The organism is Corynebacterium striatum, assembly GCF_016728105.1.
In the GTDB taxonomy this organism is placed as follows: Bacteria; Actinomycetota; Actinomycetes; order Mycobacteriales; family Mycobacteriaceae; genus Corynebacterium; species Corynebacterium striatum.
Genome location: NZ_CP068158.1, coordinates 1354152 through 1378375 on the forward strand (window position 1 = coordinate 1354152; position 24224 = coordinate 1378375).

22 protein-coding genes and 3 tRNA genes are annotated in these 24224 nt (G+C 60.7%); 6 read left to right on the plus strand and 19 right to left on the minus strand.

The window, feature by feature from the left end; genetic code table 11:
* Position 1: 1 nt before the first annotated feature.
* Positions 2 to 2968, minus strand: coding sequence for a vWA domain-containing protein (locus tag I6I72_RS06350; RefSeq protein WP_201807713.1), 2967 nt, complete (start codon positions 2966 to 2968; stop codon positions 2 to 4).
* Positions 2968 to 3561 carry a hypothetical protein gene (locus tag I6I72_RS13690; RefSeq protein ID WP_236081462.1) on the minus strand — a complete coding sequence of 198 codons (594 nt, stop codon included), beginning with the start codon at positions 3559 to 3561 and terminating at the stop codon, positions 2968 to 2970. Before I6I72_RS13690 ends, I6I72_RS06350 begins: the two co-directional genes overlap by 1 nt.
* Before the next feature lie 295 nt (positions 3562 to 3856).
* Here I6I72_RS13690 and I6I72_RS06360 point away from each other — a divergent pair, with 295 nt between their 5' ends.
* Positions 3857 to 4555 (plus strand): queuosine precursor transporter, encoded by a 699-nt coding sequence (locus I6I72_RS06360; RefSeq protein WP_005530391.1) that lies wholly within the window; start codon positions 3857 to 3859, stop codon positions 4553 to 4555.
* A gap of 179 nt (positions 4556 to 4734) precedes the next feature.
* Here I6I72_RS06360 and tgt read toward each other — a convergent pair whose 3' ends face one another.
* The 6 genes from tgt to I6I72_RS06390 all read right to left on the minus strand — a co-directional run bounded on the left by tgt (position 4735) and on the right by I6I72_RS06390 (position 9871).
* The gene (gene tgt, locus I6I72_RS06365; protein WP_046645743.1) at positions 4735 to 6027 is read right to left on the minus strand and encodes a tRNA guanosine(34) transglycosylase Tgt; all 1293 of its coding nucleotides are present in this window, start codon (positions 6025 to 6027) and stop codon (positions 4735 to 4737) included.
* 5 nt (positions 6028 to 6032) lie between these two features.
* Entirely contained in the window at positions 6033 to 8435 is a 2403-nt protein-coding gene (locus I6I72_RS06370; RefSeq protein ID WP_049063173.1) for an MMPL family transporter, read from the minus strand.
* Positions 8436 to 8545: 110 nt separating this feature from the next.
* Positions 8546 to 8636 (minus strand) — tRNA-Ser (locus I6I72_RS06375).
* A 48-nt stretch (positions 8637 to 8684) separates the two neighbouring features.
* Positions 8685 to 8885 carry a CsbD family protein gene (locus I6I72_RS06380; protein WP_005530396.1) on the minus strand — a complete coding sequence of 67 codons (201 nt, stop codon included), beginning with the start codon at positions 8883 to 8885 and terminating at the stop codon, positions 8685 to 8687.
* 43 nt (positions 8886 to 8928) lie between these two features.
* The gene (locus tag I6I72_RS06385; protein WP_034657328.1) at positions 8929 to 9360 is read right to left on the minus strand and encodes a nucleoside deaminase; all 432 of its coding nucleotides are present in this window, start codon (positions 9358 to 9360) and stop codon (positions 8929 to 8931) included.
* A gap of 31 nt (positions 9361 to 9391) precedes the next feature.
* On the minus strand, positions 9392 to 9871 hold the full coding sequence (locus I6I72_RS06390; RefSeq protein ID WP_005530399.1) for a tRNA adenosine deaminase-associated protein: 480 nt from the start codon (positions 9869 to 9871) through the stop codon (positions 9392 to 9394).
* Between the two features lie 39 nt (positions 9872 to 9910).
* Between I6I72_RS06390 and I6I72_RS06395 the strand changes: the two genes are divergently transcribed.
* Positions 9911 to 10939 carry a prephenate dehydrogenase gene (locus I6I72_RS06395; protein WP_049063174.1) on the plus strand — a complete coding sequence of 343 codons (1029 nt, stop codon included), beginning with the start codon at positions 9911 to 9913 and terminating at the stop codon, positions 10937 to 10939.
* Between the two features lie 9 nt (positions 10940 to 10948).
* Here I6I72_RS06395 and I6I72_RS06400 read toward each other — a convergent pair whose 3' ends face one another.
* A complete protein-coding gene (locus tag I6I72_RS06400) occupies positions 10949 to 11137 on the minus strand; it encodes a hypothetical protein (RefSeq protein WP_046645745.1) in 189 nt (62 codons plus the stop codon).
* Positions 11138 to 11305: 168 nt separating this feature from the next.
* Here I6I72_RS06400 and I6I72_RS06405 point away from each other — a divergent pair, with 168 nt between their 5' ends.
* Positions 11306 to 12220: a hypothetical protein gene (locus I6I72_RS06405; RefSeq protein WP_049063175.1), complete on the plus strand. Its 915-nt coding sequence runs from the start codon at positions 11306 to 11308 to the stop codon at positions 12218 to 12220.
* A gap of 241 nt (positions 12221 to 12461) precedes the next feature.
* On the opposite strand, the gene I6I72_RS06410 is transcribed toward I6I72_RS06405, so the two are convergent.
* The 7 genes from I6I72_RS06410 to I6I72_RS06440 all read right to left on the minus strand — a co-directional run bounded on the left by I6I72_RS06410 (position 12462) and on the right by I6I72_RS06440 (position 17747).
* A tRNA-Arg gene (locus I6I72_RS06410) sits at positions 12462 to 12534 on the minus strand.
* Positions 12535 to 12695: 161 nt separating this feature from the next.
* Positions 12696 to 14270, minus strand: coding sequence for an SLC13 family permease (locus I6I72_RS06415; protein ID WP_049063176.1), 1575 nt, complete (start codon positions 14268 to 14270; stop codon positions 12696 to 12698).
* A gap of 195 nt (positions 14271 to 14465) precedes the next feature.
* A complete protein-coding gene (locus I6I72_RS06420; protein ID WP_049151567.1) occupies positions 14466 to 14795 on the minus strand; it encodes a DUF202 domain-containing protein in 330 nt (109 codons plus the stop codon).
* Positions 14796 to 15164 (minus strand): YidH family protein, encoded by a 369-nt coding sequence (locus I6I72_RS06425; RefSeq protein WP_046645748.1) that lies wholly within the window; start codon positions 15162 to 15164, stop codon positions 14796 to 14798. It abuts the gene before it with no gap.
* A 2-nt stretch (positions 15165 to 15166) separates the two neighbouring features.
* Positions 15167 to 15541 (minus strand): MmcQ/YjbR family DNA-binding protein, encoded by a 375-nt coding sequence (locus I6I72_RS06430; RefSeq protein WP_046645749.1) that lies wholly within the window; start codon positions 15539 to 15541, stop codon positions 15167 to 15169.
* 186 nt (positions 15542 to 15727) lie between these two features.
* Positions 15728 to 16423 carry a potassium channel family protein gene (locus tag I6I72_RS06435; RefSeq protein ID WP_168712917.1) on the minus strand — a complete coding sequence of 232 codons (696 nt, stop codon included), beginning with the start codon at positions 16421 to 16423 and terminating at the stop codon, positions 15728 to 15730.
* Positions 16416 to 17747 (minus strand): TrkH family potassium uptake protein, encoded by a 1332-nt coding sequence (locus I6I72_RS06440; RefSeq protein WP_080970002.1) that lies wholly within the window; start codon positions 17745 to 17747, stop codon positions 16416 to 16418. Before I6I72_RS06440 ends, I6I72_RS06435 begins: the two co-directional genes overlap by 8 nt.
* Positions 17748 to 17892: 145 nt before the next feature.
* On the opposite strand from I6I72_RS06440, the gene I6I72_RS06445 reads away from it, so the two are divergent.
* A complete protein-coding gene (locus tag I6I72_RS06445) occupies positions 17893 to 19299 on the plus strand; it encodes an NAD-dependent succinate-semialdehyde dehydrogenase (RefSeq protein ID WP_049145465.1) in 1407 nt (468 codons plus the stop codon).
* A gap of 436 nt (positions 19300 to 19735) precedes the next feature.
* Here the strand turns inward: I6I72_RS06445 and I6I72_RS06450 are convergent.
* A tRNA-Ser gene (locus tag I6I72_RS06450) sits at positions 19736 to 19827 on the minus strand.
* 74 nt (positions 19828 to 19901) lie between these two features.
* A complete protein-coding gene (locus tag I6I72_RS06455; protein WP_005530432.1) occupies positions 19902 to 21047 on the minus strand; it encodes a PucR family transcriptional regulator in 1146 nt (381 codons plus the stop codon).
* Positions 21048 to 21147: 100 nt separating this feature from the next.
* Here I6I72_RS06455 and I6I72_RS06460 point away from each other — a divergent pair, with 100 nt between their 5' ends.
* Positions 21148 to 22821 (plus strand): alpha-keto acid decarboxylase family protein, encoded by a 1674-nt coding sequence (locus I6I72_RS06460; protein ID WP_110333675.1) that lies wholly within the window; start codon positions 21148 to 21150, stop codon positions 22819 to 22821.
* A gap of 10 nt (positions 22822 to 22831) precedes the next feature.
* Positions 22832 to 23878 (plus strand): histidinol-phosphate transaminase, encoded by a 1047-nt coding sequence (gene hisC, locus I6I72_RS06465; RefSeq protein WP_129720869.1) that lies wholly within the window; start codon positions 22832 to 22834, stop codon positions 23876 to 23878.
* 21 nt (positions 23879 to 23899) lie between these two features.
* Here the strand turns inward: hisC and I6I72_RS06470 are convergent, their stop codons facing one another.
* Entirely contained in the window at positions 23900 to 24157 is a 258-nt protein-coding gene (locus I6I72_RS06470; protein WP_201807716.1) for a MoaD/ThiS family protein, read from the minus strand.
* Positions 24158 to 24224: the final 67 nt, after the last annotated feature.

A 24224-nucleotide genomic window follows, 5' to 3' on the forward strand; every position in this document is an offset into this window, starting at 1 on the left:
ACTAGTTGTTTCCGAAGGAAGGCCCCTGCGGCCATCCACCATTATTGCCGCTTGGTCCGTTGCCCGGCTGGCCAAAGCCTCCCTGCGGACCTGGATGGCCAAAGCCTCCCTGCGGACCTGGTTGACCGAAGCCACTTTGGCCACCTGGATGGCCGAAGCCGCCCGGCTGGCCGCCTTGGTTACCCGGTTGGCCAAAGCCTCCCTGCGGACCTGGTTGACCGAAGCCACTTTGGCCACCTGGATGACCAAAGCCGCCCTGCTGGCCTGGCTGACCAAAGCCGCCCTGCTGGCCGAAGCCGCCTGGCTGGCCCGGCTGCTGCTGCGACTGGCCCTGCTGCCCCGGGAACTGCTGCACTGGAGCGTTAGCACCCGGCGCGTTCTGCCGTGCCTGTACACCTTGTGCGCCTTGCTCTCCCTTCGGGCCCTTTGGCGCCTTCGGCTCCTTCGGCGCTGGGAACTGCACCTGCTCGAAGAGCACCGGTGCGGAGCGGTTAATCTCCTCGGAAAGCTCGCCGTACTTTTCGGCATGTGCCATCGTGTCGATGGTCAAGACGATCTCGCCGCGGTCCTTGTCATTCGCGTTGCCCACGAAGAACCAGTTGTTCTGAACTGCCAGCGGCAAGATGGCGCGGCCACCGGACTGCTTGCCCTTGCCGGAGATGGAGCCGTCCTTTTCAATTTCCACGTGTGCCGCGGTAAATGGGCTAAGGCCCATCTTTACCTTTGCCTCGTACAGGCCCAGGTTTGCCCGGCGCGGCGCGGCGTCGACAGGCACTGCGCCCTGGAACTCGTCCTTGGAAACCACAAACGGCTTGCCGGTATCCGTGTGGATGAGGCTCGTGCCGTCCTTCTTGACCGGAATCGTCTTCGCGAACATGCGCGGGGATTCAGGGATGCGGCCCGAGAACCACTTCATGAAGTAAAGAACTGCCAGCGGAATCAGAAGGCCCAAAAGGACCGCCAGCACGAATGCCAGGCCGAAAGCGCTCTTGCTCAAAGGCGTGGTCATCGAACCCTTGAGCTGCAAAGGCAGCTGCGCTTCCTGGTTATCTTCCGCAGACTGCAAGCTCAGCGTTGGCTTGAGCGCCAATGCGCCGTCTTCCATATTTTCGGCAGAAAGGGTCACAGGCAGCGTCGCCTCTTCGCCCTTGGCCAGCTCAAGCGCGTTATCCGCGGAATCGTACTGCGAGGTTACCTTCAGCGCATCCACGCCCTTCGGCAGCGTGACCTCATCAGCGCCGAAGCTCTGCTCCGCCAGCCACACCTTACCCGGACCAGCTACCGGAACATCGATCGTGACTTCCTTTTCCGTCATCGACACCACCTGTGCCGAGCCGACGGAAGGCATGTTGACCGGGGTAATCGTCAGCGGGGTTTCACTCTTGATGGGGTTGAGCTTGGAGCCCGGCTGATTATCGACGCCCTTCGTGGTGATGTCCACGCTGGTCACCAGCTTGCCCGCGGCAACGTTTTCGACCTTATCCAACGGGATATCCACTGCGTTGCCGTCCACGATCGGGGCGTTTTCGAGCAGCGTTACTGTCTCGCCCTCTTCGGGGACGAACTCCGCGCGCAGCGTGCCTTGGCCTTCGAGCTTGCGCGGCTGACCGCCGCCGTCGACAAGCTGTGCCTTAATAACTTGGTCGGAGTTGATGCCGCCGCTTAGCTTCTCACCGTTTTCGCGCTGCAGGTTGAGGTTCAGCCCCGGAATCATCACCATGGATGCCTGGTACTCGCCCTCGGCGCCGCCCTCCAGCTTGTAGCCAAAGGTCCACTTGCCGGCCCAGCCTTCGCCACCCTTCTTCATCGCGACGTCGACCATGCCCGGCAGGCGGTCATTGGTGGTGATCTCCACGTCGGCGCCGGCGACCTTCTTGGTATCTGGCTTCAGCTCTACCGTTTGCCCATCAGGGCCGGTGAGGGTCGGGATGATTTTGCCTTCTTCCACGCTGGTCTTCGGAACCGCGGACAAGCGGACCGGGTCGACCGAGTTATCCAGGAAGAAATCGAATTGCTCGGTGAAAGTACCTTCCTTGTTCAAGCCACCGGAGGTAGGAATGAGATTACGGAAGGCCGCGAACAATGCGGCGGGATCCTCACCGCCGTTGAAGAAAGCACCGTTCGGTTCGCCCTGGCCACAGCCCTCGCCTTCAGCCAGATCGGTGAGAAGATCCGTCTGCTCCTTCGCATCGCGCTCCGGTACGAGGCCGACGTTGAAGAGGCGGATATTGGACTGGCGGAAGGCGGAAACCGTGGAATCCGGGGTGCACAAAATGTTGCGGGCTGCTGCGTTGTCCTTGCCGGTCTCAACGCCTACGTAGGCGCCGTCGGTAAAGAAGACGATGGCCCGGCAATCGCTGCCATCATGATCGCCGAATTCCTTGAGCGCGCCCGAGTAGGCCAGTCCGTAGTCGGTTTCCAGATCGGAGGTGCGCTCCTTGTTACGGAAAGCATCAATCTCCTTGTCCAGGGCACCGGCGTTTCCGGAAACATTGGTCCAGCCGCCGTACTCGCCGGCCTCGGAGTAATAGCCGGAGCCGAATCCGGCAAGCTTGACGTTGATATCCGCGCCGGCGTCCTTGCCCAGGTTGGCCAGCTGATTGACGATGTCCTTGGTGGCATCAACACGGAAGTGGGAGCCATCGGTGGCGGGTTCGCCTTGGTAACCGATGAGGGACTGCGACTGGTCGAGCACGAACAACAGGTCCGCGGATTTCTTATCCGCGATACACGAGCTGAAGTCCGCGAGGTTCTTCTGCGAGGCTTCGGAGAGGCTGCTTTCGGAGGCCTGCGGAGCTTGTTCTGGTGGGGCTTGTTCTTGTGGTGCTTGTTCTGCTGGCGGGGCCGCTTCGGGCGCTGGTGCTTGCTCAGGCGCTGGTGCTTCTTGCGCGGAAGCTCCCAAGGAACCTGCGAAACCGCACAACAATGCGGTGCTGCTGAGAGCGAGGAGACGATTTAGTTTTCGCATTAGGCGCCCATCACCTTTCCTACGTAGAAGGCGATCTCCACCGCAGAGGCAACAACGAGTACGAAGCCGCCGATCATGACTAGGCGGTAGACCAGCGTCTGGCGCGTGTCCTCAATGTAGAAGCTCTCTGCTTGGCGCCTGGTGTTTTGCAGGGTGTACAGGCCAAGGAGCACGAAGGCGACGATGCCTGCAAGCACCCAACCGGTAATTGCCAGTCCAAAGAAGAGGCCTTGGGTCGCAGTGGAAACCAACGGCGCGGCAATCACTACGATTGCAGACAAAATGGCGGCCACACCAGCGGCGATGAGCAAAGGCCACGGGCCCTTGGTCGGCGCGGCCGGAGTGGCTGGGCGCGAACTGCGCGGGGCGCTGGGCTGTCCGCCCGGTGCGCCAAAGCCCTGGCTGCCTTGTGCGGGGCCAGCTGCGCCAAACGACGGCGCGGTGCCTCCTGCTTGATTCGGCGAACCGAAGTTAGGGGAACTCGGGAATCCGAAACCCGAGCCGGCGTTGTTGGGTCCGGTATTGGACCCGCTGCCCGCTCCGGGGTACGGACCGCCAAACTGGGGCGACGAACCAGGCGAACCAAATGTCATAATTAATGACCTTTTCTCAAATAGCGCTCCCCCGACCAAGAGCGCAGCCAGGGAAACCAAAGGGAACAAAATAGGCACAAGTGTAGCAAGCAAAAGAATGCCATATTTGAGGCCTCATTTCGCCCCTTCCTTGGGATTTGCCCTCTGCTACCTCATCGCTAGATTGATAAAGCTAGGTTTAACTGCAAATCTTTCGCTGGATCTACCTTGAGGATCATTCCCCAACCTCCCCCCAACATGTGGGAGCATTTTCTGGTTTCTTAGACCATAAGACGACATGGCAAGATAACTGCCCATGACAGAAAAATCGGCAACCGCAACCACTTCCAGTGGCGAGAGCATCCGATTCATCCCGGTACAGTCCACTCTGTACCCGTGGCTGGTTACGGTGTTCGTCGTTACGTTCCTCATCTCCAACATCAACGCCACAAAGGGCGTCCAGCTCGGTCCGCTCATCACCGACGGCGCCTTCTTCTTATTCCCACTGGCTTATATCGCAGGCGACGTCCTGTCCGAATGCTATGGCTTCAAGTCCACGCGGCGGGCGGTCTACATCGGATTCGTCATGGCGATTCTGGCCGCGGTGTGCTTCTATATCGCGATTTGGCTGCCAGCGGCGGATTTCTATGAGGGCCAAGAGGCCTTCGCCGCTACCTTGGGCCTTGTACCGCAAATCCTCGCCGCTTCCTTGGCAGGCTACTTGGTGGGCCAGCTGCTCAACTCCTTCACGCTGACCCGTATGAAGGCAAAGTCCGGTGAACGCGGGCTCATCGGCCGTTTGGTGGCCTCAACCGTCGTGGGCGAGTTCGGCGATACTGTGTTGTTCTGCATCATCGCCGCACCAGTCATCGGCATTTCTACATTCAGCGGCTTTCTCAATTACGTAGTGGTCGGCTTCGTGTGGAAAACCCTCATCGAGGTGGTCATGTTGCCAATAACCACCGTCGTCATCAAGTGGGTTAAATCCCGCGAAGACTACGTTCCCAGCAGCTAAACCACAAATCCCCAGCCCTAGAAACCCAGGGCTGGAACTGCAGCTTCCTGGTGAAAAGGGCGGCGTCGGCAAGCGCGAGAAAAGCCGAACAGGAGGTCTGCAGTTCCAGCCCTGGGTATTTGCGGAAAAGAGGCGGAGGGCGCATTTGCGGAAAAAAGCGGAGGGCGCAGGGAGGTAGCTTACTTGCCGGCGTAGTAGCGGCCCATGAACTCGTCGCGGTAGGCCTCGTAGTAGCCGCCGTCGATGGAGGCGCGGATGTTGTCCACCAGGCGGATCATGAAGGTCAGATTGTGCATGGTGCACAGCGTGCCGGCCAGGAATTCGTTGGCCTTGAGCAGGTGGTGGATGTACGCACGGGAGTAGTTCTCCGAGACGTAGCCGCCAAACTCCTCGTCGATTCCTGCAAAATCGCGCTTGAAGCGCGCACCCTTCAAGTTCAAGCGGCCATCGAGCGTGTACACGCCACCGCGACGCCCCAGGCGGGTAGGCGCGACGCAATCGAAGGTATCGGCGCCGGCCTCAATCGCGGTGAATAGGTCATCAGGCTCGGAAATGCCCAGCAGGTGGCGCGGTTTATCCTCAGGAAGCTCGTCGCAGACCCAGCCCACGATGGTGCCCAGGTTCTCCTTCTCCAGCGCGCCGCCGATGCCAAAGCCGCCGAAACCGCGCTTGCCGTTTGCCTCGGCAGCCTGGGAAAGCTCCACCAAACCGCGGGTGGCTTGGCGGCGCAAATCCTCATATTGCGCGCCCTGCACCACGCCCCACAGGGATTGGCGTGGCTTTTGCGGGCCACGCTCCTCGGTCAGGCGGTGGTGTTCGTCCAAGCAACGCTGTGCCCAGCGATGGGTGCGCGCGACGGATTCCTCCTGGTAGGTACGGGTATCCACCAAAGTGGTCAGCTCGTCGAAGGCGAACATAATGTCGGCACCCAAACCATGCTGAATCTGCATGGAAACCTCTGGGGTAAAGCGGTGCTTCGAGCCGTCAATGACGGACTTGAAGTCCACGCCGTCTTCGTCGACCTGCGCCATGCGCTCCTTCTTGGCCGCGCGGATGTCCTTCTCGGTGAGGTTCGAGGTGTCCATGGCCAGGACCTTCTTGAAACCCACGCCAAGCGACATCACCTGGAATCCACCGGAATCGGTGTAGGTGGGCCCATGCCAGTTTTCAAAGGCCGCGACGCCGCCAGCCTCATCCACGATGTCGTGGCCCGGCTGCAGATAAAGGTGATAAGCGTTGGACAAGATAGCCTGCGCGCCCGTCTGCCGGATCTGCTCCGGAGTCAGGGTCTTGACCGTGGCCTTAGTGGCCACGGGAATAAAGGCCGGGGTCTGAATATCCCCGTGCGGGGTGTGAATGGTGCCGCTGCGACCATGCTTGCCAGGACCGGCCTGGTCGAGGTGCGTGCGCACGTCGAAGCTCAGGTCAGTCTCTAGCTTGGGTGCAGGAAAAGGCGGCTGTTGCTCGATCATAAGGGCTAGTTTACGTGCTGCGTCGTATCAGCAGATGCGCCGCCATGCTCACGCTCCCACTCTTCTTCCAGAGCTGTGCCTTCGATGTCGAGGGAAGGCATGACCTTGTCCATCCACTTCGGCAGCCACCAGGTGGCGCGACCCAGCAGGAACATCGTGGCGGGGACGAGGGACATGCGCACGAAGAAGGCGTCGAAAAGCACGCCTGCGGCAAGGGCGAAACCGAAGATCTGAATGAACGGCAGCGGCTGGTTAATAAACGCCACGAAGACCGAAATCATGATGATGGCTGCGGCCGTGACCACGCGCGCGCCTTCGGTAAAGCCCGCGATGGTGGCCTCGTCCACGGCGTTGTACTTGGTGCCACTGCCCTGCGGGTGGCGCGAGATATGCTCGCGCATGCGGGTAACCAGGAAGACCTGATAGTCCATGGCCAGGCCGAAGGTCACGCCGATCAAGAAGATAGGCATGAAGGAAATTAGCGGACCAGGCGCCGGGACTAGGCCAAAGAGGCCGTCCTGCCACACCAGAACCGTAAGGCCGAAGGCCGCGCCCACTGAGAGCAGGAAGCCCAAGCCAGCCACCACAGGGACCAAGACCGAGCGGAAGACTAGGAAGAGCAGCAGGATGGCCAGGCCCACCACGATGGCCAGATAAGGCAGCATGGCGGCCTCAAGGCGCTCGGTGATATCTAGCTGCACGGCGGTCAGGCCAGTCATGCCGATTTCTGCGCCAGTGACCTCGCCCAAGCGCTCATTTTCCGCACGCAGTGCCGACGCCGTGCCGACGGTCGTGGGATCCGTCGGGCCGGTGGTCGGTGTAACCATGATCTGTGCCGCGGTCTGATCAGAGTTGAGGCCAACGATCTGTGCGTGCTTCACGCCGCCTACCTGGTTAAGCTGCTGGGTCGCGTACATGAAGGAGGCGAAAGTTGCCTTCTTTTGTTGGTCTTCGCCTTCTTGACCCTGAATCAGCGGCTGGAGAGCCGGCGCGTCTGGGTTGGCTTCCTCACCGTTGACGATGACCAGGAATGGACCATTGACGCCTGCGCCGAAGCCTTCCGCCAGCAGGTCCGCGGACTTGCGCTGGGTGGTATCCGGATTTGAGCTGGTATCTGCCGGCAGCGCGAGCTCCATGTTCAGCACCGGGGCGCTCAGCGCGCCAAGACCCAACACGACCACGGCCATGACCAGGCCCGGGGCCTTCTGTACCGCGCGCACCCAGCGGTTGCCCATGGTGGCGCCCTTACGGTGCTTGCCCTTCTTGTTCGGGTTGCCGGCGATGCCGGGGATTCGACCAGCAAAGGCTTTATCGCCAGCCAGGCCAAGCAGCGCCGGCACCAGGGTCAACGCGACGAGCACCGCCATGAACACGGTGCCCGCGGCGGCCAAGCCCATGGCCGTGAGGAAGCCAATCTTGGCCACGATGAGGGCGAAGAGCGCCACGAAAACCGTGGCACCGGCGAAGACCACGGAGGAACCTGCCGTGCCCACCGCCATGCCGGCGGCTTCGGGCCCATCCATCCGCGAGCGCTCCTGGCGGTAGCGCGACATGATAAACAGCGCATAGTCGATGCCCACGGCCAGGCCAATCATGATGGCCAGGACCGGGGTCAAGTTATTGAGCTCAATCCAGTGCGTGGCAATCATGACGCCGAGCGCGCCGAGACCCACGCCCACGACGGCCGAGATGAGCGGCATGCCTGCCGAGACCAAAGAACCGAAGGTGAAGATGAGGACGAGGAAGGCCACGCCCAAGCCGATGATCTCCGAGGTGGAGTTGACCTTAATCTCATCGCCAAAGCCCGCGCCACCGGCCTCGACCGTTAGCCCCTTCTCGCGGCCCAGCTCCATCGCCGCGGTGACGACGTCCTTGTCTTCTTGCTCAACGGTGTAGGAGCTTTCCGCATCGAAGTCGAAGGTGGTGTAGGCGATAGTCTCATCCTCGTTGACCATCGCGAGGTTTTCCGCATCCTTGCGGGCGGTCTCTTCCGGCAGGCCCATCGAGGTGAATTGATCGATAACCTGCTGCTGCAGAGCCGGCGATACGTCGAGCGGGTTGCCCCAGCGTTGCTGGTCCTTGATGCCGAGCTCGTTGGTGATCTGATCGACCACCTGCTGGATCGCTTCCTTGTTTTGCGGGTCAGAAAGCTTCTGCCCCTCGGGGGCTTGGAAGACCAGGTTCACAGAAGGCGCGCTGGCCAGGTTGCCGCTTTCCGGGAAGAGCTCGGCGGCGCGGTGGGTAGCGTCAATCGCCGGCGTGCCCTTGATGGAGTACTCCGTAGTCATGGGCTTCATCAAGGCAATCGTGGCGCCCACGGCGGCCACAAAGATCACAAGCCATGCGATGATCACTTTCCACCTGTTGAGGAAGGACCAGCGCCCAAGACGGTACAAGAGTTTTGCCACAGGAGTTACCTTCTGTCTCGTTGATTAACTTCGCCCAGTCTAGCGGCCAGCCGCTGGCAGCTAAAACACGAAAAGCCGTGGAGCAATTACTTGCCCCACGGCTTTCGCTATGGCGGTGGCGGCGGGATTTGAACCCGCGGTTGGGGGTTACCCAACATTCGCTTTCGAGGCGAACACCTTCGGCCGCTCGGACACGCCACCGTGGTCTAGGTTACGTGTTGAAGCGCGCGGCACAAAATCCCGCCGGATTTACTTGTCCTTCAGGCCGCCAATAACCTCGTTGGCCTTGTCCTTTACGCCCTCGACAGCGTCAGAGACTTTGTCCTTAGCCTGGGAAATAACCTGGTCTGCCTTGCCCTCGTTAGCAAGATCCTCGTTGTCGGTTGCGTTTCCCGCAGCTTCCTTGGCCTTGCCTACTAGGTCGTCCTTCTTGTTTTCAAAATCACCCATGATGAGCCTCCTTTGTTTTGCGATGACCCCACCCTACACAGATTCAGCGCAGCTCGCCGAAGAAGCCGGTCAGCAGTCCGGCACATTCTTCCTCGCACACCCCGGCGCGCACTTCGGGCACGTGCAGGGAACCGGGGGCACGCAGGACATCGACAAGCGAGCCGCACGCGCCCGTCTTCGGTTCGAAAGCACCAAAGACCACGGAAGCCACGCGGGCACCCTGGATGGCCCCGGCACACATCGCGCACGGTTCGAGGGTGACCACAATTTCGCAGCCTTCTAGGCGCCAGCCATTGCCATGCTTGGCGACGGCCGCGCGAATCGCCTCCACTTCCGCATGCGCGGTGGGATCGCCGCGCTGCTCCCGGCGGTTGACGCCGGTGGAAAGCTCGTTACCGGCGGCGTCGTAAAGCACAGCGCCTACCGGGATGTCTCCCGCGGGTGTCTGGCGTGCCACCTCGAGCGCGCGGCGCATGCGCGCCTCGGCGCGGGCCAAGCCTTGGGATTTAAGCAATGATCTCTTCGAGCTCGTCGCCGAAGCCTAAATCGCCCGCGATGCGCAGGAGCATGTCGGAGGGCCAATCTTCGTCATTGTCGATGATGTAGCCCAACTGATCTTCACTGAGCCCAAGATCAGCAAAAATATCGAAGTCACCGTCGCCATAAGGATCTGGATCCTCGTCGTCGTCATCGATTTCGGGGAAGTCAAGGTCGCGCAGCTCCAGGAAGTCGGCGGCGAAATCATCCTCGTCGGCATATGTGGCGTCAGAGATCAGCATGCGCACATCTCCCGGCACCGGGCGCACAACGACAAAGTAATCATCGTCCACACACAGCAGCGCAAAGGCCGCGCCCTCGGAGCGCAGCGCGCGCACTGCGTTTATGGAGGTGTTGATGTCCTCGAAGTCGTCATCGAACTCCCGAACCACCCATTGCCCCTCATTGCGGGCAACGGTTACTGCGAAGGAGATGTTGTCATCGCTCATACCTCGTGAGATTAGTCGTGTTGTGCCAGAATTGTCACCGTGAGTTCTCAAGACGTTCAACGACCCGTATGCATCATCGGCCTCGGCCTCATTGGTGGTTCCCTGCTGCGCGACCTCGTGGCAAGCAAACACGCAGTGTATGGCTATAATCACTCGACTTCCGGTGCCCGCAGTGCCATCAAAGCGGGCTATGACGTCACCGATGACATGCCTGCGATCCTCGCACGCGCCGAGGCTGACGACGCCCTTATCGTCATCGCTACCCCCATGAATGCGGTGGACTCGGTGCTGAATCAGATCGAAGAGCATGCGCCGAGCTGCGGCATTACCGACGTGGTTTCGGTCAAGACGGAGGTCCGCGAACTCTTCCTGAAGCGTGGTATGGAAAGCCGTTACGTGGGCGGACACCCGATGGCCGGTACCCAGAACTCCGGCTGGGACCACTCCCAAATTGGCCTGTTCAAGCGCTCGGCGTGGGCAATTACTTATGACTACGCGGCGGAGTGCGAAGCCCGTGGCGAGCGCATCCCTAAGAAGTGGATTGAGACCTTCTCCGACGTTGTGCGCATGACACAGATGGTTCACGCAGAGGCCGTTCCGGTGCGCGTGGCCAACCACGATGCGGCCGTGGCCCGCATTTCTCACCTGCCGCACGTGCTGGCTGAGACCCTCGCCGTGGTGGGCGACAATGGCGGTATCCTCGCGCAGTCCTTGGCCGCGGGCTCCTTCAAGGACGGCACGCGTGTGGCGGGCACCACGCCTGAGCTCGTGCGTCAGATGTGTGAGACGAACGCGCCCGCGCTTGTCGACGCCCTCGACGAAGCCCTCCAGCTCCTCCAGGCCGCGCGCGACTCGCTCGCTGCGGAGCAGCCTTCCATCGCAGACTTGGCTGAGACCGGCTTCCGCGCCCGTACTCGTATTGAGGCGCGCTCGGGTGCCCGCAAGGAGTCTGTCTCGCCGGTGAAGATTTCCTCCCGACCGGTACTGCGCCTACACCCGGGCGGCCCGAACTGGGTGGCGCAGCTGCGCCAGTCGGAGTCCTTGGGCGGGCGCATCGAGATTTTCTAGGCTGCGCTTTTAGTCCCGGAAGGTGTCATCGCGCTGCTTCCGGGACTGTGACTCGTCTCGGCTCAGCGCGAGAATCGGCAGGCCTAAGAGGCCGAGCGCAATTCCGACGGGCAAAAGCCATAGCATCCCCGACGCCAGCCAGAGAACCGCACCGAGAATGGCGCCGGCGATGAGACAGGATGCAAGCTTCTGGTTCATGGAATCTAGGGTACGGGGGCGTCGGAAAGCATGTGCGATCGGCCTAACTGACAACGAAGCCTACAGTTTTGGGGGTGTCGCGGCTTTCGTTGGCAAATATGCAGCTTTCCCCGGTAGCCGGTTACCCCACCTCTTGTTAAGCTGAGCGCAGCATCAACGGGGGAAACGATGACTGCACTACTTGTTCGGGGGCTAAGTAGGTCCCAACTTGTCACGCGTCTGCGGCGTGGGGACATCACCAAAATTGCGCGCGGTATCTACGTGTGGGGAGCTCCGACGCCGCTGGAGGTTCTGCAAGCGGTCCAAGAATACAAAGCGACTGTGATCGCCGCCGGCCGCACCGCGGCACAGCTCTATTTAGGCCATGAGCTGACGACTCCGCTGGAGCTGCGCGGACCTGCACGCTTGCCGACGTCGCCTTTCTACTCACTGCGCCGCACTAAGCAAAACGCCTATCGGATGATCGATGGCATCCGGGTGGCCAATCCGCTTCTCGCCATCGAGCGGCTCGACGCCGCCCTGGCGGTGGAGCTGTGCGAGGCCCTCTACTCGACGAAGGAAGGCAGGGAGGCCATCGAGCGGGACCGAGCGGAGTTTCGCCGACTGTCGGCGCACGCGCAGAAGGTACTTACGCAAGCTGCACTGTTTACCGACTCTTCTGCGGAGATACTAGTCATCCGCGCTTTGAAGGCGCGCGGGCTGAAGGTGGAGAGCAACTATCTCATTGGGGCGTATCGGTGGGACATTGTCTTGCCGGACTACAAGATTGCGATTGAGATAAACGATCTGCAATTCCACTCGGCGCTCACGCCGTGGATTAGGGACCACTGGAAGAACAACGAGGCCGTCCTGCGGGGCTGGCGCACGTTGCGCTATACCGGCCATTGCGTGAAATACCATCTGAACTACATCGTGGAGCAGATTTGTACTGCTAATCAGCCCGCCTGGGAGAGGCGCTACTACCGCGGAGTGCGCAGCTGGCACCGCGCGTTGGGTCCGGCGCCGTGGGAGGGAGCTCTGGAGCCGCCGCCCGAGCCGGACTGGGTGAGAGACATCGACTTTTCTCAGCAGGAGCCGCAGTAAGCGGGCTGTCTGTGGCTTTCGCGGCGGCTAGGGCTTTGGCTGCGGCTCGGATCTGCATAACTGACAACAAAGCCCTTCACTTGGCCTCCACGAGCGCTCTCGTTGGCAACTACGCAGATCCTAGGTGACATCCACGGGTGAAAGCCGAGGGCTAAGTAGCCGGTAAGTGACCCTAGAAATATAGGCACACCGTGAAACGAAGAAACCCCTAGCCTGTTTAGCAAGCTAGGGTTAAATTTTGTGCGCCCGGAGGGATTCGAACCCCCAACCTTCTGATCCGTAGTCAGATGCTCTATCCGTTGAGCTACGGGCGCAGTCCGTTGGCGTTGAGCGTTAAGCGCTCTCTGCAACGTTGATTAACTATAGTGCTGTTGCCCAGAAGCAGCAAATCGCCAGGCCACAATACGTTTTTACGCATTGTTAGCCTGGCGTTCGGCACCGGATAGGTGCCTTGCCCGCACGCAGCAGACAGTGTTTACAGCACCAAGCCGAAGACCGGCACGGCCAGCAGGTAGACCGTCAGCGTAATGAGCACACAGCCAATGAGGTTGAGGCCAACGCCACCCTTGATCATGTCGCCAATCTTGACGTAGCCAGAGCCGTACGCAATCGCGTTCGGCGGGGTCGCAACCGGGAGCATGAACGCGCAGGTAGCCGCGAGAGCAACCGGGATGGTCAGCAACAGGATGTTGATTTCCCCGTTGGTAGTCAGGCCAATACCCACGGCCACACCGCCCATAATCGGCAAGAAGGTAGCCGCCGTTGCGGTGTTGGAGGTGATCTCCGTCAGGAAGAGGACGAGCAGGGCGACCGCCGCGATGAGCAGGATGGTCGGCAAGCCGCCCAGGCCCTTGGCCATCTCACCAATCCACAGGGAGAGACCGGAGTTGTTAAACATCGCCGACAAGGACAGGCCACCGCCGAAGAGAAGCAGCACGTCCCATGGCATCTCGTTGGCAGTCTTCCAATCCAGCAAGCGCACGCCGGTCTTAGCGTCGGCAGGGATAGCAAATAGCAGCAGGCCGGCCGCGATGCCGACGATGGCGTCGTCGTAGTTGGAGTCCTCGCCCACTAGGAACGGGACGGCAACCCAAGAGATCGCAGCACCCAAGAAGATGATCCCGGTGAGAATCTGGGGCATGGTCCACGGACCGAGAGCCGCGATTTCCTTGTCGATGAGCTCCTTACCACCAGGAATACGATCCATCTCCGGCTTGAAGATAGTGATCAGCATGAACCAGGCGACAAACAGGAAGATGATAGCCAGCGGCATACCGACAATCATCCACTTGCCGAAGCCCAGCACGATGTCATGAGATTCCTTCATATAGCCAGCCAGCAGGGCGTTCGGCGGGGTACCAATGAGCGTGCCAAGCGAGCCGATGGAAGCCGAGTAAGCAATACCCAGCATCAGGGCCGTTGCGAACTTCTTCTGGTTCTTCATGCCACCAACCGTCTCAGCAGTCAGCGCCAGCACGGAGGTACCAATCGGCAGCATGACCACTGCGGTAGCGGTATTAGAGACCCACATGGACAAAAAGCCCGTGGCCAGCATGAAGCCCAAAATCAGGCGCTTGGGCGAGGTGCCCACAACCTTCACCACGGCCAGCGCCATACGGCGGTGCAGGTTCCAGCGCTGCAGAGCCAGCGCGATGAGGAAGCCGCCCATAAAAAGAAAGATGGTCGCCGATGCATAAGGCGCACCGACCTCTTTAATCGTGCCCACACCAGCCAGCGGGAAAATAACGAGCGGGAGCAGAGCGGTCGCTGCAAGCGGAATCGCCTCGGTCATCCACCACACACCCATCAGGATGGTCACGGCCGCAACCGCGCGAATGGCCCCGTAAGAGTACTCCTCTTCTGGGTCAGCGCCGGAAGACTGCAGAACAGTCTCCACTGCATTGGATGGGAAGAGGAACCACACCAGCGCAGCCAGGGCTACGCCAAGGAAAAGGCCAATCACCATGCGGCGCCATTCGCTCTGCTTTACGCCGCGGTCGTCTTCACCTTCTACATGTGCTGTCGATTCGTGTGTATGCGGTGTTGTCATACAGTTCTCCCTGGTTTATCCTCGGCTTGGGGTGTGCAACGGGGCGTTTCGCAGCGGAAAATAAATACCCACGTTCGCGAAAACCATACAACTTGGACCAACGCAAAACTAGGAAATCGTTTTTATTTACCCCCACTGTTTATGAAAAATCGACTAGCCTACCCCCTCGGGTCCACTAGACAACGTTGCAACAGTTCAGCTTTGCAAGGAAATGGTGCTACCCCCACCGAGTCCTACAATGGCCAAGAGCGCGAGCAAAGACACGGCCAAGGCAAGGCCAGCGAGAGCCGCGGCGCCGGGAAGTGGAGTGCGGGAGGCGAGGGCGGCGTCGTAAAGCGCGGCGCGTCGATGTACCCGCCAACCCAACCATGCGCACACCAGGCCACCGCCCACGTAGGCCGCCAGTTCCGCGTTTGACCAGGGAATTTCACTGCGCAGCACCACCAACGCCACCAACGCGAAAGCCAACAGCGTGCGCTGCCAGGACAGGCGCGTGCGCTCGGGCTGCAATCCGACGTCGTACATCTAAGACATCAACTGACCTGCGAGGATGAGCGCGCCCACCATGATGACGAGCCCCACGAGCACCGGCATGGCAAGGTTCGCGGGCAGGGGCTTTTCTTGACGCATTGCGCTTTCCGACGCCCTCCAGTGCGCCCACGCCACACCCGGCAACACCATGGCGGTGAGCAGCATGAGCACGGAAATGACGGTGGTCAGCGTCCCGTGAATAGGCAATTCGAAAGCCTGCAGCGCCACGCCACCCGCGATGAACGCCAAGGCGGTGCGAATCCAGGCCAGGAAGGTGCGTTCGTTGGCCATGCTGAAGCGCGGATCAGGTTCGCTGCCGCGCGAGTAAACGGAGCGCGGGAAACGCTTATCTGGTGCGGACATCGTTATTTCACAGCCTCCTGCCACCCAGCCGGGCGCTGTGCCTTGGGCATGCCTTTGACCACTGCCATGTAGGACTCCTGCACGAGCTCAGTGATGAGCTGCTCCGTAATGGAAGGGCCAGGAAATACCGTGTACCAGTGCTTTTTGTTCATGTGATAGGCCGGACCGATGTCGGCGTAGCCCTCCTGCAGCGCGGCGACGTCCTCCGGCGGCGCCTTAAGAATGAGCACGCGCTGGCCTTTGTATTCGCTGGCCAACATGAACCACTTGCCACCCACCCGCCATGCGTGCCAGCCCTCGACGAAGCGATAGGATTCGGCGTCGGCAAGCGCGAGTGCGGCGTGATCGGCAGCTGTGTGGAGTGCTTCAGCTTCCATTGACTTCCTTCGTTTAGTCGGCCTTCCGATGGCCCCGACAAGCTTAATCGCTGAACGGTTACTCGCTAGGACGCAACTGACTACGTGGGGCACAGACTTTGACGTTTAATTAGGGGCCCTATTACTGGTACGAATACCTTTTGGATGGCGGGAATACCGCCAGGCGGGCGATTAACCGGCTGGAAGCTACTTAGCCTCGGAGAACTTCTCTAAGGCTGCGGGGCTTCCGGCGATGACGATGAGGTCCGTGGGCGAGAGTTCTAAGCCTTTCTCAATCGGCATCCAGGCACCCTGATCGCGGCGCACGGACACCAGCTGGACGTGGTGCTTCTTCCAGATGGCTTGCGGGTCGAGCGGGGTTCGTACCACGTCGGAGGGGGCCGTGAGCTTAGTGACGCCGTAGCCGTTGGCGATCTCCGCAAAGTCCTCGAACTTGCCGCCCAGCAGGTGGGCGATACGGCGTCCGGTATCGCGCTCAGGGCGGATGACGTGATGCACGCCGAGCTGCTGCAGGATGCGCGCGTGGGCGTCGGAGTCTGCTTTGGCCCAGATGTCCTTGATGCCCAGCTCAACCAGGTTGGAGGCTGTCAGAATGGAATCCTCCAAGTGGGAGCCGATGGCCAAGACCACGCGCTCGACCTCGGCTACACCCAGCTGGCGGAGAACCTCGGCGTCGGTTGTGTCAGCTTGGACAACCTCGGTGAGAATCGGCGAGTAGTCGCGTACGAACTTTTCTGAGGTATCGATTCCCAGGACCTCCACGCCGTGATCCATGAGCTCACAGGCGAGGGAGAAACCAAAGCGTCCCAAGCCGATGACCACCACAGCAGGAATGTCGATGGACTGCTTTTCGCGACGCAAAGCGTCAAAAATGTTAGCCAATGAACGGCCTTTCTACTGGGTAGCGGTAGTGACGAGTGATGGTGCGGGCGGCCAGGGAGGCCACCAGCGTGGTGGGGCCGACGCGTCCCAAGTACATGATGCAACACAGAATAATCTGCGAGGGCGCGGTGAGGTTGGCCGTGATTCCGGTGGAAAGACCCACGGTTGCGAACGCCGAGAGCACCTCGAATGTGATTTGGTCCGTGGAGAACTGCGGGTTGAGCACCACCAAGCTGGCCACGCCGAACATGACGACGCCCACGCCCGCGATGGTCAGCGCTAGCGCTTGGCGGGTCACTGCGTGCGGCAGCCGTCTCTTGCCGATGGTGGTGTCCTCGCGGCCCAGAAACTCTGCCGCCATTCCCGCAGCGAGCACGCAGGCGGTGGTCACCTTCACGCCGCCCGCGGTACCCGCGGAGCCGCCGCCGATGAACATCAAGATATCGGAAAACATGAGCGTAATGGTGTGCGCGTCCGCGTAGTCGATGGCGTTGAAGCCCGCAGTACGCGGTGAGGCGCTCATGAAGAAGCCGTTGAGTAGCTTGGTTCCCAGGCTCATGTCTTTGAGCACGCCGTTCCACTCAGCAACGAGGAAGAACGCCATACCGCCGAGGAGCAACATGGCCGTGGCCACGAATGTCATTCGGGCAGTGATAGACATGTGGTGCACACGCGGGGCGTCACCCCGCACTGACAACCGCACCCGGCCGCGGATGCGGCGTGCGATTTCCGCCAACATCGGGTAGCCCAAGCCACCGGTTATCAGGGCGAAGGCCAAGGGCAAAAGGATCCAGGCATCGGTACTGAACCCGATCATGTTGTCCGAATAGGTACTGAAGCCAGCGTTGTTGAAGGCCGAGATCGCATGGAAGATACCCTCCCACACCGCACGTGGGCCTGACACTCCGTGCTCTAGGTGAAGCCTCATTCCAACGACGATGGCAACCACGGCCTCACACACGAAGGTGGCCAAAAACGTAAAACGCAGCGTGCGACGAATACCTCCGTCAACGGGGCGGCCCTCCGCTGCCGTGGAGCGCCGCGCCTTCAGGCTGATACGCCCCGTCAGCAGCATGCCGGACAAGGAGGCCAGGGACATGATTCCCAAGCCACCAAGTTGAATCAGCGTGATGATGACAACCTGCCCAAAGGAGGTCCAGTATGTGCCGGTGTCTTGAACGATAAGCCCAGTCAGGGACACCGCCGACGTCGCCGTGAACAGCGCATGCAGCGGCGGAGTCCACTGCGGGCCGGCCGTGGAAATCGGCAGCATAAGAAGGAACGTGCCGAGCAAGATAAGCAGTAAAAAGCCCAAAGCTGTCACGCGTGCAGGTCCAAAGATGCGGCTTCGGTTCTGCGAAGAACTACGTTTCACAAATAGGGATAGTAGACCTGTTCGGGCGATTCACCACTTTTATAAATGAATAATTTTTCTTGAAGGCTCGGCACGCCGCGGGTACACAGGGGACATGAGTACTTTTGCACTTGAGAACCCAAACACCGGCGTCTCCGAGGAGACCTTCGACCGCATCAATGACTCTAACCGTGACGCGATCCTGGACCGCTCCACGGAAGCCTTCAAGAGCTGGTCCCGCACCTCAATCGAGGAGCGTGCAGCCATCCTCTTCCGCACTGCGGAACTCTATGAAGAAAACGCAGACAAGCTAGCCGAGCACATCGGCCGTGAGATGGGTAAGCTCACACGCTGGGCAAAGGGCGAGATTCAAATCGTCGCTGACATCTACCGCTGGTACGCCGAGCACGCCCACGAGCTGCTCGCGCCCGAGTACTTGGCGGCCCAGGGCGCGCAAAAGACTGTTGTTCGAAAGGAGCCGCTCGGCCCGCTGCTGGGCGTTATGCCATGGAACTTCCCGTACTACCAGGTTGCCCGCTTCGCGGCGCCGAACCTTTTGCTGGGTAACACCATCGTGCTCAAGCACGCTTCCATCTGCCCGCTGTCTTCCCAGGCCTGCCAGGATCTCCTGGAAGAGGCGGGTCTGCCGAAGGACGCTTTCATCAACATCTACGCTTCCGGCTCCCAGATGGATGCCTTCGTGGCGGACAAGCGCATCAAGGGCGTTTCCCTCACCGGCTCTGAAGCAGCCGGCGCTGCGGTGGCAAAGACCGCGGGTGAGAACTACAAGAAGTCCGTGCTGGAGCTCGGCGGCAACGACCCATTCATCATCATCGATGACAAGAAGCTCGAGTGGACCCTCGATCAGTTCGTACCAATCCGCATGTACAACACCGGCCAGGCCTGCAACGCCCCAAAGCGCCTGATTGTGTTGGAAGATTTCTACGATCGCACCCTCGACTACCTTGTGGAGAAGATCGGCAACCTCAAGGTCGGCCCATACGACGACGAGAATGCCGACATCGGCCCACTGTCCTCCATCGGTGCCCGCGACGAAATCATCGAGCGCCTCGACAAGGCTGTTGCCGATGGCACCGCCACCGTCCGTGTGGGTGGCAAGAAGGTAGACCGCGACGGCGCCTACATGGAGCCAACGCTGCTTAGCGACGTCGATCCTTCCGCCGAGATCGCCTGCAACGAGATCTTCGGCCCAGTCGCAGTCATCTACAAGGCAAAGGACATCGACGAGGCCATCGCAATTGCCAACAACTCTGACTATGGCCTCTCCAGCTCCGTGTGGGGTTCCGACCTCGACAAAGCCTTCGAGGTGGCGCAGCAGCTTAACGACGGCATGACCTTCGTCAACGAGGCTTCCGTCACCGCTGCCGGCCTCCCGTTCGGCGGCATTAACCGCTCCGGCTACGGCCGCGAGCTCGAGCGCTGGGGCGTGGGCGAGTTCGTCAACGAGCACCTCTACCGCATCAGCGGCCAGGACGACGCGGGCCTCTCCCCGGCGATGTAAGTACTCGAGCCCGCTCTTCCGAAGCCGCACCCCGTCCTGCCAGCTCATCACTGGTGGGGCGGGGTTCGCCTTTTACTGCGGCCACAAATGGTGAGGTCACCCCGTAACCACTGCGGTTCGTGTTAAGCGCTGTGATTATTGTTGGGTGACCTCACCATCTACTCCTCACCGTCTAGACCTCACCACCTAGCGGCAACCACGGTGCAGCACAAGGACGCCTCTAAGAAACGGTGGCACAGCCGTATCGCCGCACGCGCTAACCCGCCTGGTTGACTACCTTCCCCTATCCGATTCCCATGCAGAGAGCAACAACGACAAAGAATCAGCGTTATCGAGCTCCAGGCTCAGCGGCGGCAATAACCGCACAGCCCCACAATGGGGACTTAAGCAAAAAGTCTCGAGACAGCGCGTAAACGATGTCTCGAGACTTCTCAAGTGGCGGAGACGAGAGGATTTGAACCTCCGGACCTGCGCAAGCAAGTCAACTCCTTAGCAGGGAGCCCCATTCGGCCGCTCTGGCACGTCTCCAGCGATTCGCGATGAATCTTCGCTTACTTTACCCGAGCCCCTCCACGCGTGCCAAACAGCCCCCTCACTACCGTCTAACTGCTTAAGTTATAACGACGATTAAGCGCCGCATGCAGCTTCAATGCCATATACAAAGCGGCACAGCGCCAGCCATCTTCGAGGGCAGCCGAGCCCAGAATCTCACGGACGCGGTCTAGGCGATAATGCAAAGTAGCACGGTGAATATAGAGCGCGGCGGCTGTGTCATTGACGTTGCGAGAATGCTCGAAATAGCAAAGCAGACTTTCCCAGTAGCTATTGCGCTTGGCGTCTAAAAGCAGCGCGGCATCGGGGCTCAGCGCGCGCACGGTAGCCGGACTCAGATCCCATCCCAACAGCGCGCGCCAGGCGCCAGCCACAGCCCAGTCCATCGCAGGTTGCCCGGTCAGCCGCGCAACGTCGGCCATGAAACGAGCCCGACGCGCAGTGGGCGCACTGCCCCGCGCACCAATCTGCGTTCCCGCCGTAAGGGCCGCGGAAGCAACCTCCTCAATCAACGTTTTCGTGTCTTGCTCGTCGCGCGGGGATTCCACGATGATGAGCGAATCGTGCAAGTCCAGGGCTAGAAACGGACGCCGCCGCAGCGGACGGGCGAGCTCCATCGACAGCTGGACCAAGTCACCGTCTACGTCGATACGATGAATGAGCACTTCCCCATCACGCGGCAAAAGGTCGCGCTCGCGGGCTATGGCCAGCGCACTTTCATCACCCGCAACGATGTCACGGGCTAAATCACCAAGCTGCTGCGCACGAGTGGCCAGATAAGCATCGCGCTCGTCTACCAACTTGGTCAGCGTGCTCAGTTGCGGAGAAACGGTGGCAAGAGCGGCGTCGGAAAGCGCGTGCTCATCAATGATCCACACGTGCCCTACCAGTTCAGGGCCGTGGCGCAACGGAATAACCACGCGCGGGAGCATGTCATATTCCGCATTCGCCGGCAGGCGCACCGGGGCAGAAGATTCCTGAATGCCATAACTGAGCATCCACGGGATCGGCTCCGGCGGCGGGGTGCGCTCCAGAATCGAAGCCACGCGGTGACTATCCACGGCGCCCAACTGCGCGCTTGCCGCAATCACGTTGATAGAGGGAGTGGTTACCTCCACCGAGCATTGCAACTGCCGCGCGATGTCATCGGCTAGCTCTTGAATCCGTGCCAGGTTCGGCACCGTCGGTTTCGACATATGTCAAAGATATTTCTCTATGTTGACTAATGACAACAAAAATGTGACCTACGATAATCGGAAAAGCACGTTTTATCGCTAACAAAAGAAAGGGCTCGCAATGCAGACCACCGTCGGCGAATTTATCCTCGACCGCCTCAAGGCCATCGGCATCTCCGAGATCATCGGAGTTCCCGGCGACTTCAACTTGAGCTTCCTCGAGCAGATCGACGAGGCCGAGGGCATCCGCTTCGTTGGCGCCTGCAACGAGCTCAATGCGGCCTACGCCGCTGATGGTTACGCCCGCCAGCGCGGCGTCGGCTGTCTGCTCACCACCTACGGCGTGGGCGAGCTCTCCGCGCTAAACGGCATCGCCGGCGCCCGCGCTGAGCACGTCCCACTCGTTTCCATCGCCGGCGCTCCGCCGCAGTACGCCACCGAGTTCCGCTGGAACCTGCACCACACGCTTGCCGACGGCGACTTTGCCAACATGCTCGATGCCATCGCACCGTTTACCGAGGTAGCCACCCGCGTTTCCCCGATGAACGTGGTCGAGGAATTCGACCGGGCCCTGCACACCTGCCTGCGTGAGAAGCGCCCAGTGCACATTCAGATCCCTTCCGACATCACCCACTTGACCATCGAGGTCCCGGATACGCCTTTCTCCACCGAGCTGGCTTCCTCCGACAAGGAGCGCCTCGAGGCTGCGGCCGATCGCGTGCTGGAGCGCCTCGCTGCTGCTAAGGACCCGATCATCCTCATCGATCAGGACACTAACCGCCACGGCTTCGCCGACAAGTTCCGCGCCATCATCGACAAGGCCCAGCTGCCCTACTCGCAGCTTTCCTCCGGCAAGGCCATCCTCTCCGAGCGCGACCCGCTGTTCATCGGCACCTACAACGGCGCGGCTTCTGCCCCGGGCGTGCAGGATCGCATCGAGAACTCCGACTTCCTAGTCACCACCAACCCTCGCTTCATCGAGGTCAACTCCGGTTCCTTCACCCACGATCTCGACAACGCGCACGTGTTCAACTTCGGCGATCAGCACCTCAACGCTGACGGCGAGTACTTCGTAGGAATTAACACGCTGGAGCTTCTCGACGTCCTGCTCGAGCGCATCCCTGCCAAGAAGCCGACCGGCGGCGAGAAGTTCGTTCCGGAGGCCTTCGAGGTGGAAGCCGACGCCGCCCTGACGCAGGCTCGCATCTGGCAGCAGATGCTGGGATTCATCCAGGAAGACGACGTTGTTATCGCTGAAGCGGGCACCTCCAACATTGGCCTGGGCCCGCAACGCATGCCTGAAGGCGTGCAGTACATCAACTCCACCATCTGGGGCTCCATCGGCTTTACCCTACCGGCAGTACTCGGCTCCCAGCTGGCCAACCCAGAGCGCCGCCACGTGCTCTTCATCGGTGACGGTTCCTTCCAGCTGACCGCCCAAGAGCTGTCCACCATCCTGCGCCAGGAGCTCAAGCCCATCATCGTTCTGGTCAACAACGATGGCTACACCATCGAGCGCTTCATCCTCGGCATGGAGCAGGAGTACAACGAGATCCAGAACTGGAACTACAACGAACTGCCGAAGGTCTTCAAGGCGGACACCACCATGGAGTCCTACTCCGCCAAGACCGAGGGGGAACTCAAGGACGCTCTGGAAGACATCGCCGCTCACCCAGAACGCGGGGCATTCCTCGAGGTGCACCTCGATCCATTCGATGCGCCGAAGGGCCTGCAGGCTTTCGGCCCGCTAACCGCAGACTTCGATTTCGGCCCCCGCGGCCCGCGCAACGCTTAAGGTAGTACCCATGATTCGCCCAGACCTTTCTTCGCTGCCCGTCTATGTTCCGGGCGCACGCAACGAAATCGCACTAAAGCTCTCCTCCAACGAAGCCACTCAACCGCCACTCCCCGAGGCCCTCAAGGCCATGGAAGCCGCAGCTGCCGACGCCAACCGTTACCCAGACATGGGCGCCATCGAGCTGCGCAGCGCCCTTGCTGAGCACCTCGGCGTGACCTTGGAGCAGGTTGCTGTGGGCACCGGCTCCTCGGCTATCTGCCAGCAGCTGGTGCAGATTACGTGCCTGCCTGGCGATGAGGTGGTCTTCCCATGGCGTTCCTTCGAGGCCTACCCGATCTTTGCGCAGGTAGTGGGCGCTACTCCGGTGGCGGTTCCGCTCAACGCTGAGCACCGCGTGGACCTGCCCGCCATGGCACAGGCAGTCACGGACAAGACCAAGGTCATCTTCGTGTGCAACCCAAACAACCCCACAGGTTCCATCATCACCAAGAAGGAATTCGACGAGTTCCTCGCCGCAGTGCCGGAAGACATCATCGTGGCCCTCGACGAGGCCTACATCGAGTACAACCGCAACGACTCCGTGCCGCTGGCCACCGAATACATCAAGACGCACGCCAACGTCGTCGGCCTGCGCACGTTCTCCAAGGCTTATGGCCTGGCAGGTGTGCGCGTGGGCTACGCCTTCGGCTCCCAGGAGATCATCGAGGCCCTCAACAAGGTAGCCATCCCGTTCTCCGTGAACGCCGTGGCTCAGGCTGGTGCCGTGTACTCCCTGGCAGCGCAGGATTCGCTGCAGGAGCGCACCGACGAGGCAGTGCGCCAGCGCGACCGCCTCACCGAGCGCTTCGCCGAGTTCGGCGTCCCAGCTTCTGAGGCGAACCACATCTGGTTCCCTGCTTCAAACATCGAGCAGCTGGGCACCCCGCAGGAGGTCGCGGCCAAGCTCGCAGAGCAGGGTGTCCTCGTGCGCGCGTTCCCGGAGGGCATCCGCATCTCCATCACCACCGCCGAGGAGACCGAGGTTCTGCTGAAGGCCTGGGAGGCTGCCTTCTAAAACGAAGCAGGCCTTTAAGCTCTAGCCGCCAGCAAACGGCGGCAACACATCGACGCGCGTCGCGCCCTCTAGGGTGGCGGCGCGCTCGGCGTTTTTGCCATCGACCAGGAAGGTACAGCGCTCGAGGACCTCGCCCAGGCTCATTCCAGCTTCGGTGGTCCCGGTATGCGTGGTGGTCAGTTCGTTGAGGAGCTCGCCGAGAGTCGCGGGGGCGTCGACAAGCTCATGGCTCACGCCGGCCGCAGCGCGTGCGGCAGCGAAATAGTGAATTTCAACCATGTCTGCCACTATGCCAGTTTTTGCATTAAAAGTGCCGTTAAAATTGGAGAGGTTAACCAGACACATA

What these genes read in the sequence shown, in the direction of transcription:
- hisC (WP_129720869.1), top strand. Translation starts at nt 22,832, where the DNA reads ATGATTCGCCCAGACCTTTCTTCGCTGCCCGTCTATGTTCCGGGCGCA.
- I6I72_RS06380 (WP_005530396.1), bottom strand. Translation starts at nt 8,885, where the DNA reads ATGGGTGATTTTGAAAACAAGAAGGACGACCTAGTAGGCAAGGCCAAG.
- I6I72_RS06360 (WP_005530391.1), top strand. Translation starts at nt 3,857, where the DNA reads ATGACAGAAAAATCGGCAACCGCAACCACTTCCAGTGGCGAGAGCATC.
- I6I72_RS06430 (WP_046645749.1), bottom strand. Translation starts at nt 15,541, where the DNA reads ATGGAAGCTGAAGCACTCCACACAGCTGCCGATCACGCCGCACTCGCG.
- I6I72_RS06460 (WP_110333675.1), top strand. Translation starts at nt 21,148, where the DNA reads ATGCAGACCACCGTCGGCGAATTTATCCTCGACCGCCTCAAGGCCATC.
- I6I72_RS06445 (WP_049145465.1), top strand. Translation starts at nt 17,893, where the DNA reads ATGAGTACTTTTGCACTTGAGAACCCAAACACCGGCGTCTCCGAGGAG.
- I6I72_RS06420 (WP_049151567.1), bottom strand. Translation starts at nt 14,795, where the DNA reads ATGTACGACGTCGGATTGCAGCCCGAGCGCACGCGCCTGTCCTGGCAG.
- I6I72_RS06470 (WP_201807716.1), bottom strand. Translation starts at nt 24,157, where the DNA reads ATGGTTGAAATTCACTATTTCGCTGCCGCACGCGCTGCGGCCGGCGTG.
- tgt (WP_046645743.1), bottom strand. Translation starts at nt 6,027, where the DNA reads ATGATCGAGCAACAGCCGCCTTTTCCTGCACCCAAGCTAGAGACTGAC.
- I6I72_RS06415 (WP_049063176.1), bottom strand. Translation starts at nt 14,270, where the DNA reads ATGACAACACCGCATACACACGAATCGACAGCACATGTAGAAGGTGAA.
- I6I72_RS06390 (WP_005530399.1), bottom strand. Translation starts at nt 9,871, where the DNA reads ATGAGCGATGACAACATCTCCTTCGCAGTAACCGTTGCCCGCAATGAG.
- I6I72_RS06425 (WP_046645748.1), bottom strand. Translation starts at nt 15,164, where the DNA reads ATGTCCGCACCAGATAAGCGTTTCCCGCGCTCCGTTTACTCGCGCGGC.
- I6I72_RS06400 (WP_046645745.1), bottom strand. Translation starts at nt 11,137, where the DNA reads ATGAACCAGAAGCTTGCATCCTGTCTCATCGCCGGCGCCATTCTCGGT.
- I6I72_RS06385 (WP_034657328.1), bottom strand. Translation starts at nt 9,360, where the DNA reads ATGCGCCGCGCGCTCGAGGTGGCACGCCAGACACCCGCGGGAGACATC.
- I6I72_RS06455 (WP_005530432.1), bottom strand. Translation starts at nt 21,047, where the DNA reads ATGTCGAAACCGACGGTGCCGAACCTGGCACGGATTCAAGAGCTAGCC.
- I6I72_RS06405 (WP_049063175.1), top strand. Translation starts at nt 11,306, where the DNA reads ATGACTGCACTACTTGTTCGGGGGCTAAGTAGGTCCCAACTTGTCACG.
- I6I72_RS06350 (WP_201807713.1), bottom strand. Translation starts at nt 2,968, where the DNA reads ATGCGAAAACTAAATCGTCTCCTCGCTCTCAGCAGCACCGCATTGTTG.
- I6I72_RS13690 (WP_236081462.1), bottom strand. Translation starts at nt 3,561, where the DNA reads ATGACATTTGGTTCGCCTGGTTCGTCGCCCCAGTTTGGCGGTCCGTAC.